At 63.3% G+C, this 16,520-nt stretch carries 16 protein-coding genes; 5 read left to right on the top strand and 11 right to left on the bottom strand.

All coding sequences use genetic code 11. The annotated features are described in order from the left end of the window. Positions 1–155 precede the first annotated feature (155 nt). The 5 genes from FXF75_RS04990 to FXF75_RS04975 all read right to left on the bottom strand — a co-directional run bounded on the left by FXF75_RS04990 (position 156) and on the right by FXF75_RS04975 (position 5,751). The gene (locus FXF75_RS04990; RefSeq protein WP_163520405.1) at positions 156–329 is read right to left on the bottom strand and encodes a 50S ribosomal protein L37e; all 174 of its coding nucleotides are present in this window, start codon (positions 327–329) and stop codon (positions 156–158) included. Next, a complete protein-coding gene (locus FXF75_RS04985; RefSeq protein ID WP_163520404.1) occupies positions 326–517 on the bottom strand; it encodes an LSM domain-containing protein in 192 nt (63 codons plus the stop codon). The genes FXF75_RS04990 and FXF75_RS04985 overlap by 4 nt, the downstream gene beginning before the upstream one ends. A 265-nt stretch (positions 518–782) precedes the next feature. After that, on the bottom strand, positions 783–3,515 hold the full coding sequence (locus tag FXF75_RS04980) for an AAA domain-containing protein (RefSeq protein ID WP_163520403.1): 2,733 nt from the start codon (positions 3,513–3,515) through the stop codon (positions 783–785). Positions 3,516–4,066: 551 nt separating this feature from the next. Beyond that, the gene (locus tag FXF75_RS22000; RefSeq protein WP_205427197.1) at positions 4,067–4,243 is read right to left on the bottom strand and encodes a hypothetical protein; all 177 of its coding nucleotides are present in this window, start codon (positions 4,241–4,243) and stop codon (positions 4,067–4,069) included. A 278-nt stretch (positions 4,244–4,521) separates the two neighbouring features. Further along, the gene (locus FXF75_RS04975; protein ID WP_163520402.1) at positions 4,522–5,751 is read right to left on the bottom strand and encodes a Cdc6/Cdc18 family protein; all 1,230 of its coding nucleotides are present in this window, start codon (positions 5,749–5,751) and stop codon (positions 4,522–4,524) included. Positions 5,752–6,681: 930 nt separating this feature from the next. On the opposite strand from FXF75_RS04975, the gene FXF75_RS04970 reads away from it, so the two are divergent. Continuing rightward, the gene (locus FXF75_RS04970) at positions 6,682–7,635 is read left to right on the top strand and encodes a zinc-dependent metalloprotease (protein WP_163520401.1); all 954 of its coding nucleotides are present in this window, start codon (positions 6,682–6,684) and stop codon (positions 7,633–7,635) included. A 123-nt stretch (positions 7,636–7,758) separates the two neighbouring features. On the opposite strand, the gene FXF75_RS04965 is transcribed toward FXF75_RS04970, so the two are convergent. The 5 genes from FXF75_RS04965 to FXF75_RS04945 form a co-directional block, all read right to left on the bottom strand. After that, on the bottom strand, positions 7,759–7,956 hold the full coding sequence (locus FXF75_RS04965) for a hypothetical protein (RefSeq protein ID WP_163520400.1): 198 nt from the start codon (positions 7,954–7,956) through the stop codon (positions 7,759–7,761). A gap of 2 nt (positions 7,957–7,958) precedes the next feature. Beyond that, positions 7,959–8,345, bottom strand: coding sequence for a nuclear transport factor 2 family protein (locus tag FXF75_RS04960; protein ID WP_163520399.1), 387 nt, complete (start codon positions 8,343–8,345; stop codon positions 7,959–7,961). A 128-nt stretch (positions 8,346–8,473) separates the two neighbouring features. Then, positions 8,474–9,025: a hypothetical protein gene (locus FXF75_RS04955; protein ID WP_163520398.1), complete on the bottom strand. Its 552-nt coding sequence runs from the start codon at positions 9,023–9,025 to the stop codon at positions 8,474–8,476. A gap of 144 nt (positions 9,026–9,169) precedes the next feature. Further along, positions 9,170–9,703 (bottom strand): cob(I)yrinic acid a,c-diamide adenosyltransferase, encoded by a 534-nt coding sequence (locus FXF75_RS04950; RefSeq protein ID WP_163520397.1) that lies wholly within the window; start codon positions 9,701–9,703, stop codon positions 9,170–9,172. Between the two features lie 59 nt (positions 9,704–9,762). After that, complete coding sequence (locus FXF75_RS04945) at positions 9,763–10,002, bottom strand: glutathione S-transferase N-terminal domain-containing protein (RefSeq protein WP_163520396.1); 240 nt, start codon at positions 10,000–10,002, stop codon at positions 9,763–9,765. A gap of 150 nt (positions 10,003–10,152) precedes the next feature. Here FXF75_RS04945 and FXF75_RS04940 point away from each other — a divergent pair, with 150 nt between their 5' ends. The 3 genes from FXF75_RS04940 (at position 10,153) to thrS (ending at position 15,034) form a co-directional block, all read left to right on the top strand. After that, positions 10,153–11,667, top strand: a complete 1,515-nt coding sequence (locus FXF75_RS04940) for a hypothetical protein (protein WP_163520395.1) — start codon at positions 10,153–10,155, stop codon at positions 11,665–11,667. Positions 11,668–12,054: 387 nt separating this feature from the next. Then, positions 12,055–12,222, top strand: a complete 168-nt coding sequence (locus FXF75_RS21995; RefSeq protein ID WP_205427193.1) for a hypothetical protein — start codon at positions 12,055–12,057, stop codon at positions 12,220–12,222. Positions 12,223–13,105: 883 nt separating this feature from the next. Further along, positions 13,106–15,034 (top strand): threonine--tRNA ligase, encoded by a 1,929-nt coding sequence (thrS, locus tag FXF75_RS04935; RefSeq protein WP_163520394.1) that lies wholly within the window; start codon positions 13,106–13,108, stop codon positions 15,032–15,034. A gap of 45 nt (positions 15,035–15,079) precedes the next feature. Here thrS and FXF75_RS04930 read toward each other — a convergent pair whose 3' ends face one another. Further along, positions 15,080–15,994 (bottom strand): class I SAM-dependent methyltransferase, encoded by a 915-nt coding sequence (locus FXF75_RS04930; RefSeq protein WP_163520393.1) that lies wholly within the window; start codon positions 15,992–15,994, stop codon positions 15,080–15,082. A gap of 146 nt (positions 15,995–16,140) precedes the next feature. Between FXF75_RS04930 and FXF75_RS04925 the strand changes: the two genes are divergently transcribed. Then, positions 16,141–16,497, top strand: coding sequence for a response regulator (locus FXF75_RS04925; RefSeq protein ID WP_163520392.1), 357 nt, complete (start codon positions 16,141–16,143; stop codon positions 16,495–16,497). Positions 16,498–16,520 lie beyond the last annotated feature (23 nt).

Raw genomic sequence — 16,520 nt, 5'->3', positions numbered from 1 at the left:
AACGTGAGTCGCTAGAATGCGCCCGGTAAGGGGAGACTGCACGGGATGGACGAGTTTACGACACCGCCGCGGACGCACCGAGAGGAGACACACCTGTCGCTAATAGACTGACGATAGAGAGAACGGAGAGTCGCATCTTCGGTGGCAGGCGGCGACTACTCGCCGGACTTGCTCTGCCACTCGTAGTCGCGGCGCTTGGCGGACTTGCCGAAGCCGCAACTCGAACACTCCTTCTTTTTCGCGTGATACGACTTCTCGCCACAGCGACGACACTTCACGTGCGTCGTCGTGTTTTTCTTCCCCTGGCTCGGGGTTCCTGCTCCAGTCATGGGCTTATCGACACGAGGTTATCGCCGCGTATAATGGTTGTGTCTTCCTCCTCGGTGTCTTCCAGCACCAGATTCATGTGCTGGTCGTACCCGGTGAGAACGCCCTCGAACTCTTCGCCGCCTTTCAATCGCACTGTGACCTCTTCGTCGAGAGAGGCTTCCAGCACGTCGAGCGGTCGTCCACTCATATACAATAGCGCCACCCGTCTAAGTCTTAAACGTACCGGAAACGGCTCTTCGTGGAAAGTTTCAATATTTAATCAACGAATTGAAGTGTGGCCGGTTCGGGACCGACGCCGAACCGAACGGTGCCGGAGACGGCCGAAGAACGGTCGCCCGAAAGACACCGGTTCGCGCGTTCTATGTCCGGTTTGTGAGTTCTACAGTGGCGTCCAACGACGGCGATGGTGAGGACGCCCCCAGTGGTACGTCGCACGAAGATGTGCGACGCGCTCATTCCGCCCAATCGACCATGCGCGAGTAGAGACCCTCGCTCCGGAGGGCGTCCGCGTCGCCGACCAGCACCAGCGCCTTCTTCGCGCGCGTGAGCGCCACGTTCACCCGGCGGGGGTCCTCGAAGATGGGACTCTCCAGATTCTCGGTGGCGACGAACGAGACCACGATGACCTCCTTGCTCGACCCCTGAAATCGGTCCACCGTGTCCACGGTCACCGGGTCGGGGACTCGGCGACCGATTTCGGCGACCTGCGCGCGGAACGGAGCGATAACTCCGATTTCCTCGGGGTCGACGCCCGCCGCGAGGAACTCGCCGACGACTTCGGCCACGCGTTCGGCCTCCACCGGGTTGGTGTTGCCGTCGGTGTATCCGTCGGGGTCCACGAAGGAGACGCCGCCTCCGCCTCGCAGGTCCTCGGGCAGGTCGGTGTGAGCGACCTCGGGGAGGTCCGCGAGTCGCTGGGCGGCAACTTCGCCCGACGCGGGGCGCAACTCACCGTCGTAGAACTCGCGGGAGGCGAACGCCTGAATCCGCTGGCTCATCCGGTACTGGCGGTCGAGCATCACGCCCGCGTCCGGGTGGTCCTCGATGAGACGCTCGAACAGCGAAGTCGATAGCTCGTTTTCGGTCCGCACGACCGGCGGTAGCTGCTGGTGGTCGCCGACGAGGACGAACCGCTCGGCGAGGTTGACCGCCGCGAGCGTGTTTGGTTCGGTCAACTGGGACGCCTCGTCCACCAGCGCCGCGTCGAACGACTGCTCGCGCATGACGCGCGACCCGCAGGTCGCGGTGGTAGCGGCGACGACGCTGGCGTCGCGCAACTCCGCCACGCGCTCGCCGGGGTCGCCCTCCTGCTCCAGTCGCAGGTCCTGCATGTCCTCGCGGACGCCGCTCTCGGTGCCGACGCGGACTACGTCTTCGAACCCTTGGTCGCGCAGTGCTTCGAGCGCGTTGTCCACCGCGCGGTTGGTGAACGCCGAGAGGAGAACTCGCTCGCCTCGCTCGACCATCGCTCGAATCGTCCGCGCGATGGTGTAGGTCTTGCCCGTGCCCGGCGGCCCGTGGACCAGCGCGAAGTCCTCGGCGTTCACCGCGAGGTTGACCGCGTCGTTCTGGGCCTCGTTGTTGTCGATGTACGTCTCGCGGCCGTCCTCGAACTCGGGTTCCGCACGGCCGAACAGCACGTCCTTCCGGCGCTCGTTGCCCTTCAACAGGAAGTCGTGGAGCGCCGTCAGCATCCGGTCGGCCGAGAGTTCCGAGGGGTAGACGTCGAGTCGTCGGAGTTCGACCGGTTCGTCTGCGGTGACGACGACCTCCCCGTCTCGCGGGTCGCTTCGCTCCTCACTCGACAGGTCCGAATCGCTGCGCGACTCGCGGCCCAGTCGCTCCACGCGCGCCAGTTCGGCGTGGCCGTCCACCGGGTCGCCATCGCTGGCGAGCACCACGTCGCCTTCGCGGATTTTAGAGACCGCACCGCCCGTGCGTTTGGCCCGCATCTTCCACCGACCGCCGTCGAGTTGGCGGTGGTCGATGGGTTCGAGACCGATGAGTGCGCGGTCGTCGTCCGCGCGTTCTTCGGCGGTTTGCTCCCAGAGTTTAGCGTACTCGGCGTGAGTCGCTCGACGCTCCTCCTCTATCAGTCGGTAGACGCGGTCGAAGTAGTCGCGCTCTTCTTCGGGAATCGCGTTGCCGATTTGGCCGGCCTTGGACTCTTGGTCGAGTCGGCCCGAGACCACCATACAGGTGTCCTGTTCGAAGCAGTACTCGCACTTGGCGTCGGCCTCGTAGCCGGTGGGGACGCCCGCACCGTCCGCCTCCGAGGCGACCGCGTCGTACTCCATCGCCGTGATTTCGTTACGCGTGCGCACGACGAAGTCGAGGAGACCGTCGCCGATGGTGAACTCCTTGGCCGGCGAGAGGTCGCCGTCTTCTTCGGTCCGGTCGAGCGCGGAGTTCTTCGTGTAGAGCAAGGTGCCGGTGTCCGCGGGGACGCCCTTCTCCCGGAGGATGAGGGCGTAGCACGCCGCCTGAATCTTGTCCTGAAATCGCGGGTCGCGCTTGAGGTTCTTGCCGGTCTTGAGTTCGACGGGCATCCCGCGTCGGAGCGCGTCGGCCCGACCCTTGATACCGAATCGGTCGCTGATGAGCGTCTGCTCGCTCCGCCAGTCGTCCTCGTCGGTGAGGGCACCCTGCGCGAGCCAGCCTTCGATGGCCGCCGCGTTCTGACGGACCTCCTCCGCGACCTCCTCGCGTTCCCGGCCGAGCAGACCGAGTTCGAGTCCCGCCTCGGCGACGCGTTCGTCGATGGACTCCTCCAAGTCGCGGCCCCGGAGCAAATCTCCGAAGACCTCGTGGACGATAGTCCCTTTGACCACGGGATAGACCAGCGGGATGCCGGACAGTTTGTTGAGATAGTACATCCGCGGACACTGAACCCACGACCGGATGTCGGTCACGTCCACGAGGAAGGTCGGTTCCACGACGACGTACGAGTCCTCGCCGGTGGAGTAGGTCATCTCGCCCTGATACTCGCCTTCCTCGACGTCGGTCACGAGTAGTTCCATACCCGGTTCGAGGAGGTCGGCGCTCTCGGTCCACTTGCCCCACAGCGTGACGCGCTTGGGACCGGTGTCCTCGCGGACCGTGACCTCGGCGAGTTCGCGCTCGCCGTACTGCGTACTGACGGTACGAACTTCTCCGACATCCACGACTTCTCCCCGGACGTTCACGGGAACACCGTAGCGTCCGGCGGTAGAAAAACCCCTTCGGTCGCGGTCGAACTCGGGTCGAAAAACGGAGGATGGTTTCCGGATGCGATACGTCTCGGGTAGACCGAAATTACGTCTCGAGTGGAATTACGTCCCGAATGGAATCACGTCTCGAATGGACTGGACCACGAACGGTCCGGCCGTACTCTCTCGGTCTACTCGTGGGTCGTCAGTCGGCACCGTGTGGCGGTACGTGACCGCAGTCCGCACACGACTCGTAGCCGTGGGCGGCCACGAGTTCACCGCTGCATTGTGGGCATCTCATCGTAGGAGTCGGTAGCCGAGTCTAGAGCTTAAGCCTTCCTATGATATCGGTTAAAATCCTATTATCGTATAAGGCAGGGATGGTTCGGAGACTTCTCTCCGGTTACGTACTCGGAATATTGTCGAGTTGCGAGTGACAGCCGAATGAGGCTAGTAAATGAGTTTACGAGGAACTCAGTACCGGATTTCGAAGGTATAACTCCCGATAGTTCGACCCGAGAAAATGAATCTGGTACGGTGTAGACGGCTTATCCGGACCAACCGCCGCGGATATCGTCGGCTATCTGACTCCGCCACGTCTGGAACCCCGCTTCGCAGTCCGGATTCTCGTCGATGTGGTCGATGAACCCTGCACCGGGGTTCCGAAGCTCGCTACCGCAGAACGGGCAGTCGTTCGGGTCGCTCCACGTTGCTGTCGTTGACATGGACGTTACCGCGACGTCCTGCCGTATAAATTCTGTCCAGATATATTTAAAATACCTTTACTGTCATAATATGGCCCTAATATATCTCCGGGGCAGCCACTCGGAGGAGTCGTTCGACCCGTTCGACGCAGTGAGACAGTTTAGCAGCGAGACGAGTCTGGGGAAGGGGCGGAGTACCGAGAAGAGGAAGGGGCGGAGTACCGAGAAGAGAAGTCGAAGTGGAGAACTGAAAAAGGGAGATACGCCGATGGAGCGGAACCACGATAGCGAATCCGGGGTCAAATACCGAGGTCAGCGATTCGGGAATCCCGGTTGAGTACCTTCTTCACGATTTCGGGTTCTTCGAGCAGTCTGTGCTTGGTGTGGACTCCGCGGCCCCGGCCGCGGCCCTTGGTCTCGGAGTTGATGACGTTGAGGAAGTCCTGCTCCTGTAGAATCTCCTGAACGCGGCGCTCGGACAGCGAGTCCATGTCGAGTTTCCGCGCGATGGTTTGGTACTGCCGGTAAATCTGTTGGGTCGGGAACTGGTCGTGAGGCTTGTTCTCGGTCAGTACGGTGAGCGCGAGCAGAATCGCCTTCGCCTGCGTCGGCGCGCCCTCGATGAGTTCGGCGAACCGGTCGGCCTCGGTCTTCTCCTTCGCGGCGTAGACGTGTTGCTCGGTCACCTTCTCGTCCTCCTCCTTGGTTGCGATTCGCCCGGCGTTCCGGAGGATGTCTATCGCTTTTCGGGCGTCGCCGTGTTCCTGCGCCGCCAACGCAGCCGTGAGTGGGATGGCGTCGTCGGAGAGGACCTCGTCCCGGAACGCGTCGGCACGGTTCTGGAGGATGTCCACGAGCTGGTGAGCGTCGTACGGTGGGAACACGAGTTCGTCGTGCGCGAAGCTCGACTTGACGCGCTCGTTGAGTTCGTCGGGGAAATCTATCTTGTTCGAGATACCGATGATACCGATGGTCGAGTCGGTCACGCGGCGGTTCTCACCGGCGCGCGAGAGCTTTCGGAGTACCTCGTCGTCCTCCAGCATGTCGATTTCGTCGAGGATTATTATCGCCACGTCGCTGCACGCGTCGATTATCTGCCAGAGGCGGTCGTAGTAGTCGCCGGTGCCGAGTCCGCGCTGGGGAACCGAGATGCCGGTCTCGCTCCGGTCGTTGAGTTCTCTGCCGACCGTCTTGATGACCGACGCTTCGGTCGTCTGTTCGCCGCAGTCGATGAACGCCGTCTCCACGTCCACGTCCTCGTGGCGGGCCTCGTTCTCGACGCGCTTGGAGACGCTGCGGGAGATGAGCGACTTGCCGGTCCCGGTCTTTCCGAAGATGAAGAGGTGGGTGGGTTCCTGACCGAAGATGGCGGGGTTGAGGGCCTCTGCGACCTTCTGCATGTGTTCGTCGCGGCCGACGATTCGGTTCGGCCCGGGGAGGTGGGAGATTCGAAGGAGGTCCTCATCGGCAAATATCGGTTCGTCGTACCGGAAGAGCGGGTCGCGGTCTACGTCGTCGTCGGTAGCCATCTGATGGCAGTTGCTTCGCACTTCAGCATATAAATGGAGGGGGTATCGTCGCGGATGTATCTCCCCGTCGAACGATGAAAAGCAAGGGTTTGAAACCAGTTCCCGGGAAGGACCGCTCGAAGTACCCTCGCGGATGTTCTCGTCCCGTGACCTCGCTGAATGCTCTCGCGTAAGCTCTGGCGGTTCACCGGGTGCACCGGGGATTCCCGTAGACGTTCTACTCGTCGTGATTTTTCGCCTCTCTGGGACACCTCTTCCTTCGACGCGCTTCTTCGGAACGGGACCGTCGAGTGGTTCGAGTAGGGTGGCCGACTGCCACAGACACCTACCTCGCGGATGTAAGTGGAGGGGGAGGAGGGGTGGCCGCGAGGTATCCGACTGACACGACGTGGATAAGGCTGCGAAGAAACCGTACGACGAATCCCAGATGGCGAGACGATAACCGAAGACTACAGAAGTACGAGGCGCAGACGAACGAAAATTAGACCGAAATACGAATATAAATCCGTAAACTCGAAACGGAAAATAGACTAGACAGTGATGCGGTCAGTGAGGGACTCACACACCTCCATCGCGTCTGTAACGACTCACGCTGTAACTAGTGAAACACACACCACCGTCTCGAATGTAAATACACGAAAATCGAACATCTCAGGCTGAGATAGCTGATTGTAGCTGTTCTAATGTTGCTATATCTACTGCTTGCGAATACATCCGCGGTAGTGGTGTCAGCGGCCGACGAGACCGCCGACGCACCGAACCCCCTCTCGACCCTCTTACAAACGCGACGGTGGTGTGTCCCACCCCGTCGAACGAGACCGGAGTCCGACTCACGACGCGTGACGATATCGGTCTACTGCGTCGGAATCGATGTGAGACCCGCCCAGACCCAGCAGAAAGATTTTGACCGCCCGTCCCCAACTCGAAGCCGTGAGTCTCTATCGCAGCGTCCGGGCGATTGCCGACGCATCGGGCGAAGGACCTATCGACTGGACCGCCGTCGCCGAGGCCGCGAAGGCGGTGACGCCTCCCGGTTCGCTCGACCTCTCGGAGACCGAACGGGAAGGGTACGCGGCGGACGTTCGCGACGCCCGAAGCAGAGTACGCGAGGTGTCCGGGGCCGAGTTCGACGTGCCCGAGACCATCGAGGTGCAGAATCGCCACCACTGGATTGACGCCAACATCGACACCTTCCGGCGGGTGATGCGACCCGTCGAGGAACACGGTCCCGCGGTCATGCCGGGGGTCGCCCGGACGATTAACACCGGTACGATGTCGGTGATGCTCACGGTGCTGGCCAAGAACGTCCTCGGCCAGTACGACCCCCTTCTCCTCGCCGAGGGCGACGAACACGCCCTCTACTTCGTCCGGCCGAACATCGAGCGCATCGCCGGGGAACTCGACGTAGACTACGACCGGTTCCGGCGCTGGATAGCCTTCCACGAGGTGACCCACGCCGCGGAGTTCGGCGCGGCCCCGTGGCTCTCGGACCACCTCGAATCCCGGATGGAGTCGGGCATCGACGCGCTGGCGACGGGACACCTCGACCGCGAGGCGTTCCGCGAGTTAGACGCCGCGATGACCGCGGTCGAAGGGTACGCCGAACTCCTGATGGACGGCGCGTTCGACGACGAGTACGCCGACCTCCGCGAGAAGATGGAGGCACGCAGGCGCGGCGGCGACCCGGTCTCCCGACTCGTCCGCCGACTACTCGGTCTCGGCCTGAAACGGAGGCAGTACGAGCGCGGCAAGGCCTTCTTCGACGTAGTCTCGGCCGCGCGCGGTATCGAAGGCGCGAGCGTGGTGTGGGACCGCCCGGAGAATCTCCCGACCGACGCGGAACTGGACGACCCGCAACGCTGGTTGGCGCGGGTGAGTCCCTGACGAAACCGGGGAACTCCGGAGAAAGAGCCGACGAAACCGAAGGACGCTAGTGAACCGGACTGAGTCGCGAAATTCTCTGGGAAGCCCGAGCGAACCGCGAAAATCCCCGACAAGAACGGGCGACTACAGAATACGAAGGACGTACGCGAGCAGGGCCGTCCCGACCACCGAACCCACGACGACTGCGACCCCTATCTGTACCAGCGACCCGCCGCCCGATAGCGTGATGAGACCCGCTGAGGCCCCCACCAGTACGACGATGGTGGCCTTGAGCCGGGCCATCGCCTCGCGCTTCTCCTCTTCGGATGTCGGACTGACCATCGTCAAATCTCGTGCGGGGCGCTGACGTGCATCTGGACGAATCGCCAGCGCGCTTCCTCACCCTCGTCTGACTGGCTTTCGAGAACGCCGCTCCACCGCGTGTCGAACGACTGTCGGGTCTCCGCCGAATCGGTCCACGCGAGTCCGACGTCGTCCGTGAACCACGCGACGGAGTCGCTGGTGCTAACCCGCAATCGTCTGCTCTCGACGCTCCAGTCCTTCGTCGTCCGGGTCTGTTCGGCCAGTCCCTCCGCGATGGCGTCGTACCCCTCTAATCGCTCGCTCACGCCGAACTTCACCGCGTCCGCACACTCTGCGAAGAATGGTGCGAGAGGGTCGCCACGGCGGAGCGCCGCGTAGTAGTCCTCGACGGTCTCGGTCGGGTTCATGGGGAAGTAGTGTCCGTCAACTCGTTTAAGACTACTCGTCCCGCACCGAATACCGGACTACAGCCCCGAACTCACAATCCCGGACCCGTATCCACGAGTACACCGGACCCGAAGTCGAACAGAGCGTTCTACTGGAACCCGCGACCCACGTCGTCCTCCTCGACGAGGTCCTCCAGTTCCTCGTTCAGCAACTCCTCGGCCTCTTCGAACCGCTCGGCGAGTTCCTCGGTGGAGTCCGGACGGTCGTACCTGTCGAAGTCGATGGGACCGAACGCCGGACTGTCCAGCGCGTCCATCACGTCGTCGAAGAAGTCGTTGGGCGTGGTCGGTGCCTCGGCGTGGGCCTCGACGACCGCTTCGAGGTGGCGGGCCTTCTCCTCGGCGTCGTCCTCGCTCTCGGGCGGGTTCTGGACCGCGAAGCGGCCCTCCGTCTCCTGCTCGGGGAGGAACGACCCGATTTCGTCGTCGAGTTTGCGCGCGACCCGCGCGCCGACGCCGCGGACCTCGTAGGGGTTCTTGGCGTAGGTCTTCAGGTGGTAAACGCCCCCGCGCGGGTGGCCGAGGTAGAGGTCCTCGCCGACGCCGCCGGCCCGCTTACCGCCGACCGCCCGCCAGTCGTCGGGGTCAACGTCTTTCTCGACCACGTCCTCGACGATGTCCTGCCACTCGCGTATCCGCATGCTTACACGTTACATGCGGCCGAGACTGAATTAACGTGTCGGTCTCTGCATTACTCCATCGGAGAATCGAGGTCAGTACGTCGGCGATAATCGAGGCGGGTACGTCGGCGATAATCGAGGCGGGTACGTCGGCGATAATCGAGGTCAGTACGTCGGCGACTCTTCGGGCACGTCCTCGCGCTGGTTGACGACCCGTCCGAGGACGAACAGGGCGTCCGAGAGTCGGTTCAGGTACGTCACCGCGGCGTCGTTGACGTCCTCTTCCGCTTCGAGCGCCACGGCGCGGCGCTCCGCGCGGCGACAGACCGTCCGGGCGTGGTGGAGTCGTGCGCCCGCGTCGCCGCCGCCGGGGAGGATGAACGATTCGAGAGGGTCGAGTTCGTCGTCGTAGCCGTCTATCCACCTCTCCAGTTGCTCGACGTGTTCCTCGCGGACGCGCGGGTCGTCCTCGTCGGGGTCGGGATTGGCGAAGTCCGCCTGTACGACGTGGAGGTGGTTCTGAATCTCCCGTAACTGGTCGTCCACGTCGTCGTGTCCCGTGGGTCGAACCCGCCCGACGAGCGCGTTCACCTCGTCTACCGTGCCGTAGGCCTCGATTCGGGGACTGGCCTTCGAGACTCGCGACATGTCTCGGAGGTCGGTCTGGCCCTCGTCGCCGCGTCCGGTGTAAATCTTCATGCCTCCGACTACCGACCGACCGCACTTAACTCCCGTCCCGAACTACGGTTCGTCGGCGGTCAGGCCAGCGAGGTTTCGACGTATTCCACGATTTGCTCGCTCTCGGCCATCGTCACGCCGGCGTCTTCGTCTATCAGAACCGGGACGCCGCGCTGGCCGCTGACCCGTTTCACCTCGTCGCGTTCGGAGTGGAGCGCCTCGACCCATCGCGTCTCGTACTCGATATCGTTGTCGTCGAGCGCGTCGTGGACCGTTTCGCAGTACGGACAACCGTCGAGCGCGTAGAGTATCACTGACATGCGCGACAGTTCGTCCTCGCCGGGCAAGTAGTTGATGCCGCGAATTCCGGACTGTTGATACCACGGACTCCGAACGGTTGACGGCGCGGACTCCGGACGGACTTCGATTCCGGGATTAGATTCACGTCGGAAGAGATTGAACGCCCGCACATGAGCGCCGAATTGGTCGATTCGGTGCAGGAGGCACTGACAGTCTCGGAGGACGACTTCGCGGCCACGGTCGAACGCGAGGCCGAGCGACTCAAGGAGGAACTCCGCGACGGCACGTTCGACAACCCGCAGGCCATCGTCGGTCTCGAATACGAACTGTACGGGGTCGCGGAGAACGACGCCACCCTCGAACGGATGCCGCGTCCGCTGCTGGAACTCGTCAACTTCGAGGGTGAACTGGGCCTGCACAACGCCGAGTTCCACACGAACCCCCAGCCGTTCAACGCGTTCGGCCTGCGCGCCCAGCAGACCGAGGCGCAGTCCCGACTCGAAGCCGCCCAGACGAGAGCGCGGACCGAGGAGATAAGGCTGGTGAGCGACGGTCTCTGGACCGTTCCGCCCGCGGGCGAGTCGGCCGAGACGTATCTGACCGACAGCGTCGTCCGCGATGGAACGCGCATCACGACGAACATGGCCGACGATACGCGGTATCAGGCGATGGCGAACGCCGACACCTACTCGCCGAAGCGGCGAATCGAGACGCCCCACGTCGAACTCTCGGCGGACGTGGTGATGCCCGAGAGTCTGACCACCTCCATCCAACCGCACTATCAGGTGCCCCATGCTCCCGACCTGCCCGAGCGCTTCCGGTACGCGCTCCGGGTCGCCGGGCCGCTGCTCGTGCTCGGGGTCAACTCGCCGTTCTTCCCGCCGGAACTGTACGACACCGACGACGCCTACGCAGTCCTCGACGACCAGTGGATGGAGAATCGAATCCCGGTCTTCGAGGGCGTGTTCAACCCCGAGGAACGCCGGGACAAGGTTCGATTCCCGGCGGACGTGACGACCGTCGAGCAGGCCATCGACCGCATCGCGACCGACCCGACGCTGGTGCCGATGCGGGTCGAATCCGAGGGACGGTTCGACGACACGTTCCGCCACTTCGAGCACAAACACGGGAGTTTCTGGCGGTGGGTACGACCCGTGTTCGACGGCGCGACTCGGTCGGCCGCCAACGCCCGCATCGAGTTCCGAGCGCTCCCGGCCCAACCGACGATTCGCGACAGTCTCGCGTTCGTCGCGGCGTTCGCCGGACTCATGGAGAGTCTCCCGCGGCGCGAACACCCGGTACTGGCCCTCGATTGGGAGGTCGCCCGCGAGAACTTCGACGCCGCGATGCGGGACGGTCTCGACGCCGACCTCCGGTGGATAACTTCGAACGGCGAGGACGTCACCGACACCGAGACGATTCTCGCCGAACTGTTGGAGTGTGCTCGCGACGGTCTCTCGCTACGCGGTCTCTCGGCGTCCGAGGCCGACGAGTACCTCGACCTGCTTCGCGTCCGCCTCACCGAGGGCGTCACCCCGGCCGAGTGGAAACGTCGGGAAGTCCGCCGACGCGTCGAAGACGGCGAATCGCTCGTATCGGCGGTCCGGGGGATGCAGGCGGCCTACGTCGAACGGCAGTCCGAGACCCTCGTGGACGGGACCTTCCACGAGTGGCTGAACGACTGAACCGTCCGAATCGTGACGTAGTCACCGCGTTCGAGAGACCGAACGCGGACGGACGGCCTTCACAGTCGGGCAACGCCGACGGTTGCTTAGAGAGGCGTATCGCCTCGGAGGACCTCTCTTTCCAGTCGTTTACCCACACTGTCCAACCATCGCAGACGAAGAGTATTGATATATCGTTATTTAATTTATTGCCGTTTCGTCGGCGCGTTCTCTACTTCACCACCGGCCGAGGCGAACGCTCGGAAGAGCCGAGACACGACGACGAGCGTACCGTGGGGGGACGACGAGCGCGCAGACCCCACGCATCTACGCTCAACACGACGTTGACGGAGAGACGAGCGCGACCAAACCAGTATCCTGAAATGCGACGGGATTCGACGTTGGAACATGGCTCAGGAACTCGACCACGACTGTCCGCAGTGTGGCACCGAGCGGACGTTCTACCGCACCGCGAGCACGCACCTCCACCTCGGCGAGAAGACCAAGTGGGGATGCCCGGAGTGTGACTACCGGTTCGTCCGCATCGACGGCGACATCGACTCGGCCGAAGCTTGAGCACCGGCCCAAGTCCGGACTTTAGGTTCTCCACCCCACGGCTCCTCGTAGCAACTTCTGCGTGTTGCACCACCTGAAAGAGCCATCCCGGAAACGCGTCTTCTGGACACACACACACACACTGGCCGAGAGACCACTGTAGGGGTCCTGCCGAGAGTGCCGTTCGTCGGTAGTTATCACGAGCGACCGCAACTCGAGGCATCCGAAGCGGCGTCTCGACGGGACGAACCCGGGCGTACGACCGGAGATTGCACGTCCGGACCGTCGAATTCCCGGTTCGGCGGCCGTCAGATTCCATGTGAACGTGCGAAAGGCGGAGATGATGTTGATGGACCCGGGCCGTGGCGTTTGCTGCGTCACGTGCACCCAGACCCGAATCGAAAATCGAACGGTCAGACGTCACGTCGGTGGACGGTCGTCGGCTATTCCGGTCCGTCTCGTCCTCCCTTGGCGACGTCACCGACTCGTACTCGCGGCAGCGCTCCGGTCTCCCATCGTAGAGTTCGTAGGTCTTGTTCCGAATTTACGACGCATCCGTCGCCGAACAGCGGTCAGGATTCGATACTGGACGAACTCGTAAATCGTATTCTGGTATACGAAAACACCGGGGGTGATGGCAGTGACATCACTTTTTTCCCCGAACGGAATCACTCGACGGTGTACCAGAAGGAACCGGAGATATGAGTGTTCTCGACAGGCACGCACTCCCTCTCACCGGTTTCGGGCGACCAGCAGGACTGAAAGTGAGTATATCCCAGTGGAGGTCGAGAAGCGTTGATGGGTCGGTGGTGAGCCATAGATGGGTCGGTGCCACGACGCGCGTTGGGCGAGGACAACCCTCGTGTAGAAAGGGTTATCAGGTAACCAGAACCGTAAACGAAACATGAGCCAGATTACGGTCGTCCTTCCCGACGGGTCCGAACTCGAACTCGAGGAAGGGGCCACGGTCGAAGACGCCGCGTACGAAATCGGCCCCGGTCTCGGCCGGGACACCGTCGCGGGCGTCATCGACGGCGAACTCGTGGACAAAGCCAGCGAACTCCCCGACGGCGCGAGACTGGAGATAGTCACGCCCTCCAGCGACGAGTACCTCGACGTGCTCCGCCACTCGGCGGCACACGTCTTCGCGCAGGCGCTCCAGCGCCTCCACCCCGAGGCCCGACTGACCATCGGGCCGTGGACCGACGACGGGTTCTACTACGACATCTACGGCGTCGAACTCGACGAGGAGGACCTCGAGGCCATCGAAGAGGAGGCCTACGCCATCATCGAGGAAGACCTCGAAATCGAACGGTTCGAGCGCTCTCGGGAGGAGGCGTTCGAGTTCTACGAGGAGAACCCCTTCAAGCGCGAGATTCTGGACGAGGAGGCCGCCGACGAGGAGTCGATTTCCTTCTACGAGCAGGGCGAGTTCGAGGACCTCTGTAAGGGACCCCACGTCGAGTCCACCGGCGAAATCGGCGGGTTCGCGCTGCTCTCTATCTCCGGCGCGTACTGGCGCGGCGACGAGGACAACGAGATGCTGACCCGCGTCTACGGTACCGCCTTCGAGAGCGAGGGCGAGTTGGAGGAGTTCATCGAGCGCAGAGAGGAGGCCGAGGAGCGCGACCACCGGAAAATCGGCCGCGAGATGGACCTGTTCTCCATCCCCGACCACTCGCCGGGCGCGCCCCACTACCACCCCAACGGGATGACGATTCGGCGCGAGTTGGAGGACTACATCCGGAGCAAGAACGACGAACTGGGTTACGACGAGGTCTGGACGCCCGAACTCAACAAGGCGGAACTCTGGAAGCCCACGGGTCACTACGACAACTTCAAGGAAGAGGGCGAGATGTTCGCGTGGGAGCAGGACGACACCGAGTACGGCCTGAAGCCGATGAACTGCGCGAACCACGCCCACATCTTCGACGACCACCAGTACTCCTATCGGGACCTGCCGGTCCGGTTCTCGGAGTTCGGCACCTGCTACCGCAACGAGCAGTCCGGCGAACTCTCGGGCCTGCTCCGCGTTCGCGGGTTCACGCAGGACGACGGTCACGCCTTCATCCGGAAGGACCAGATTCGCGGCGAAATCCTCTCGGCGCTGAGCGTCATCGACGACATCTACGGCAACTTCGACCTCGACGTCCAGTACAAACTGGAGACCAAGGGCGACAACGCCGTCGGCAGCGACGAAATCTGGTCGGAGGCGACAGACGCGCTGAAGGACGCCCTCGAATCCGAGGGGCTGGAGTACGACGTCGAACACGGTGAAGCGGCCTTCTACGGCCCGAAAATCGGCATCAACGCCGTGGACGCCATCGGCCGCGAGTGGACCATCGGCACGGTCCAACTCGACTTCAACATCCCCGAGCGCCTCGACCTGACCTACGTCGGCGAGGACAACGAGGAACACCGCCCGGTGATGGTCCACCGCGCGCTACTCGGTTCCTTCGAGCGGTTCATGGGCGTCATCATCGAGCACTTCAAGGGCAACTTCCCGACGTGGCTCGCGCCCGAGCAGGTCCGCATCCTGCCCGTCAGCGACGACAACATCGGTTACGCCAAACAGCTCCAGAACCGCTACCTCGGCGACTTCCGGGTCGAAATCGAGGACCGGTCGTGGACGGTCGGCAAGAAGATTCAGCAGGCCCACGACGACAACGTGCCCTACATGCTCGTCGTCGGCGACAACGAGGAGGAGGCCGGGACCGTCTCGGTTCGCGACCGCGAGGAGCGCGAGGAGAAGGACGTGAGCGTCGAGGCGTTCCGCGACCACCTCGAAGGCGAGGTCGAGAGCAAGGCGGTCGAACCGAACTTCCTCGACTGACGAGCGAACTGTCGCTGGTTCTCTGTGACGGCCGGTTTCCGCGTCTCAGACCGCTTCCCACCGAATCTCCGAGAGGGGATGGAGCGGGTTACCGCCGACCACGTCGTAGGTCGCGCTGGCGATTTCGATACCGTCGGTTGCGCGGAGCGCGGTCAACAGGTCGTCGTTGTACTCCCGCCGGTCGGTGTAGCTCCGGCGGAGTTGCCCGAGGAGCGTGTCCTCGGGGTGGAGTTCGAAGACGTGTTCGAGGTGGACACCGGTCCGGACTCGGTCGAGATAGTCCGCGAGAGTTTCGGATATCACGTCGCGGACGCTCGGAAGCGCGGTCAGCGACCCCTGCGTGAACAGGACCACGTCGCCCGTCCCCTCGCTGCCTTCCGCATTCCTGCCGTCGTCTGCACCCGTACCGTCGTCCGCACTCCCGTCTGCCAGCACGTCCTCCAACAGGTCCCATCGGTCGTCGCGGAAGTCGAACTCGCCGACCGTGATGCGGTCGCGGTCGGCGAACAGTTCGCGGGCCAGCGCCACGCCGTTCTCGGCGGGGTCGCCGCCGACGAACTCGCAGTCGGGGTAGGCGTCGGCGAGGACGCCGAGTTCGTACCCCCAACCACACCCCAGCGCGACGACCGTCTCGCCGCCCGAGAGCGTCCCCGCGAACGAGGCTACCAGCGCCTCGTCCTGTAGCTCCTGCTTCTCGTCCACGTCCACGAGATAGAGGCTCTCGCCCCGCGAAATCGCCACGGGACTCTCCTCGGCGTGGTGGTTCGCCGACCGCTGGACCGCGCGGTAGTCCATCTCGGGGTTCGCGCGGGCGAGCGATAGCAGTTTGCCGTACACCTCGTCGTAGACCGACACGCCGATGCCGCCGAACCCGGCTTGCTCGTCCCAGTCCTCGCGTCCGAGCAGGCGCGCGGGCCACGGCGAGTGCTTCGGCAGGTCGTCAAGCGAGAGTTCGCGCACGGATTTCCATCCGACCTTCGGCGAGAAAAAGCGTACCGAATCGTCACCGGTCGGCAGGTCGCGTCGGCCGGTTCGAACCGAAACTGAAGCGCGACTTTCGACGGGTTTTATCTTGGTGCCCCTCTCCAACGACGGACAAGTAACGAATGGCTCCAGAATTGTTAATCGTCGACGACAGCGACTTCCAGCGCACGATGGTCCGGCAGGCCGTGCAGGACGACTTCGACGTCGTCGGCGAGGCCGGAGACGGTAACGAGGCGGTCGAACTGTTCGAACAGCACTCGCCCGACGTGGTCACCATGGACATCATGATGCCCGAGATGGACGGCGTCGCGGCGACCGAGCGAATCAAGTCGAGCGACAACCCGCCGGTGGTCGTGATGGTGACGAGCGTGGACCAGCAGGAGAAGATGAAAGAGGCGGTCAAAGCGGGCGCGGACGGCTACGTGACCAAGCCCTTCGAACCCGAGGACGTCCTCTCGGAAATCGCGTCGGTTCTCTGAGGCGGCGACGCTCCCTTCCTCGC

The organism is Halorussus sp. MSC15.2, from assembly GCF_010747475.1.
Classification (GTDB): Archaea; Halobacteriota; Halobacteria; order Halobacteriales; family Haladaptataceae; genus Halorussus.
The sequence above is the reverse complement of the archived record's forward strand: the minus strand, read 5'-3'. Positions and strand labels throughout refer to the sequence as shown.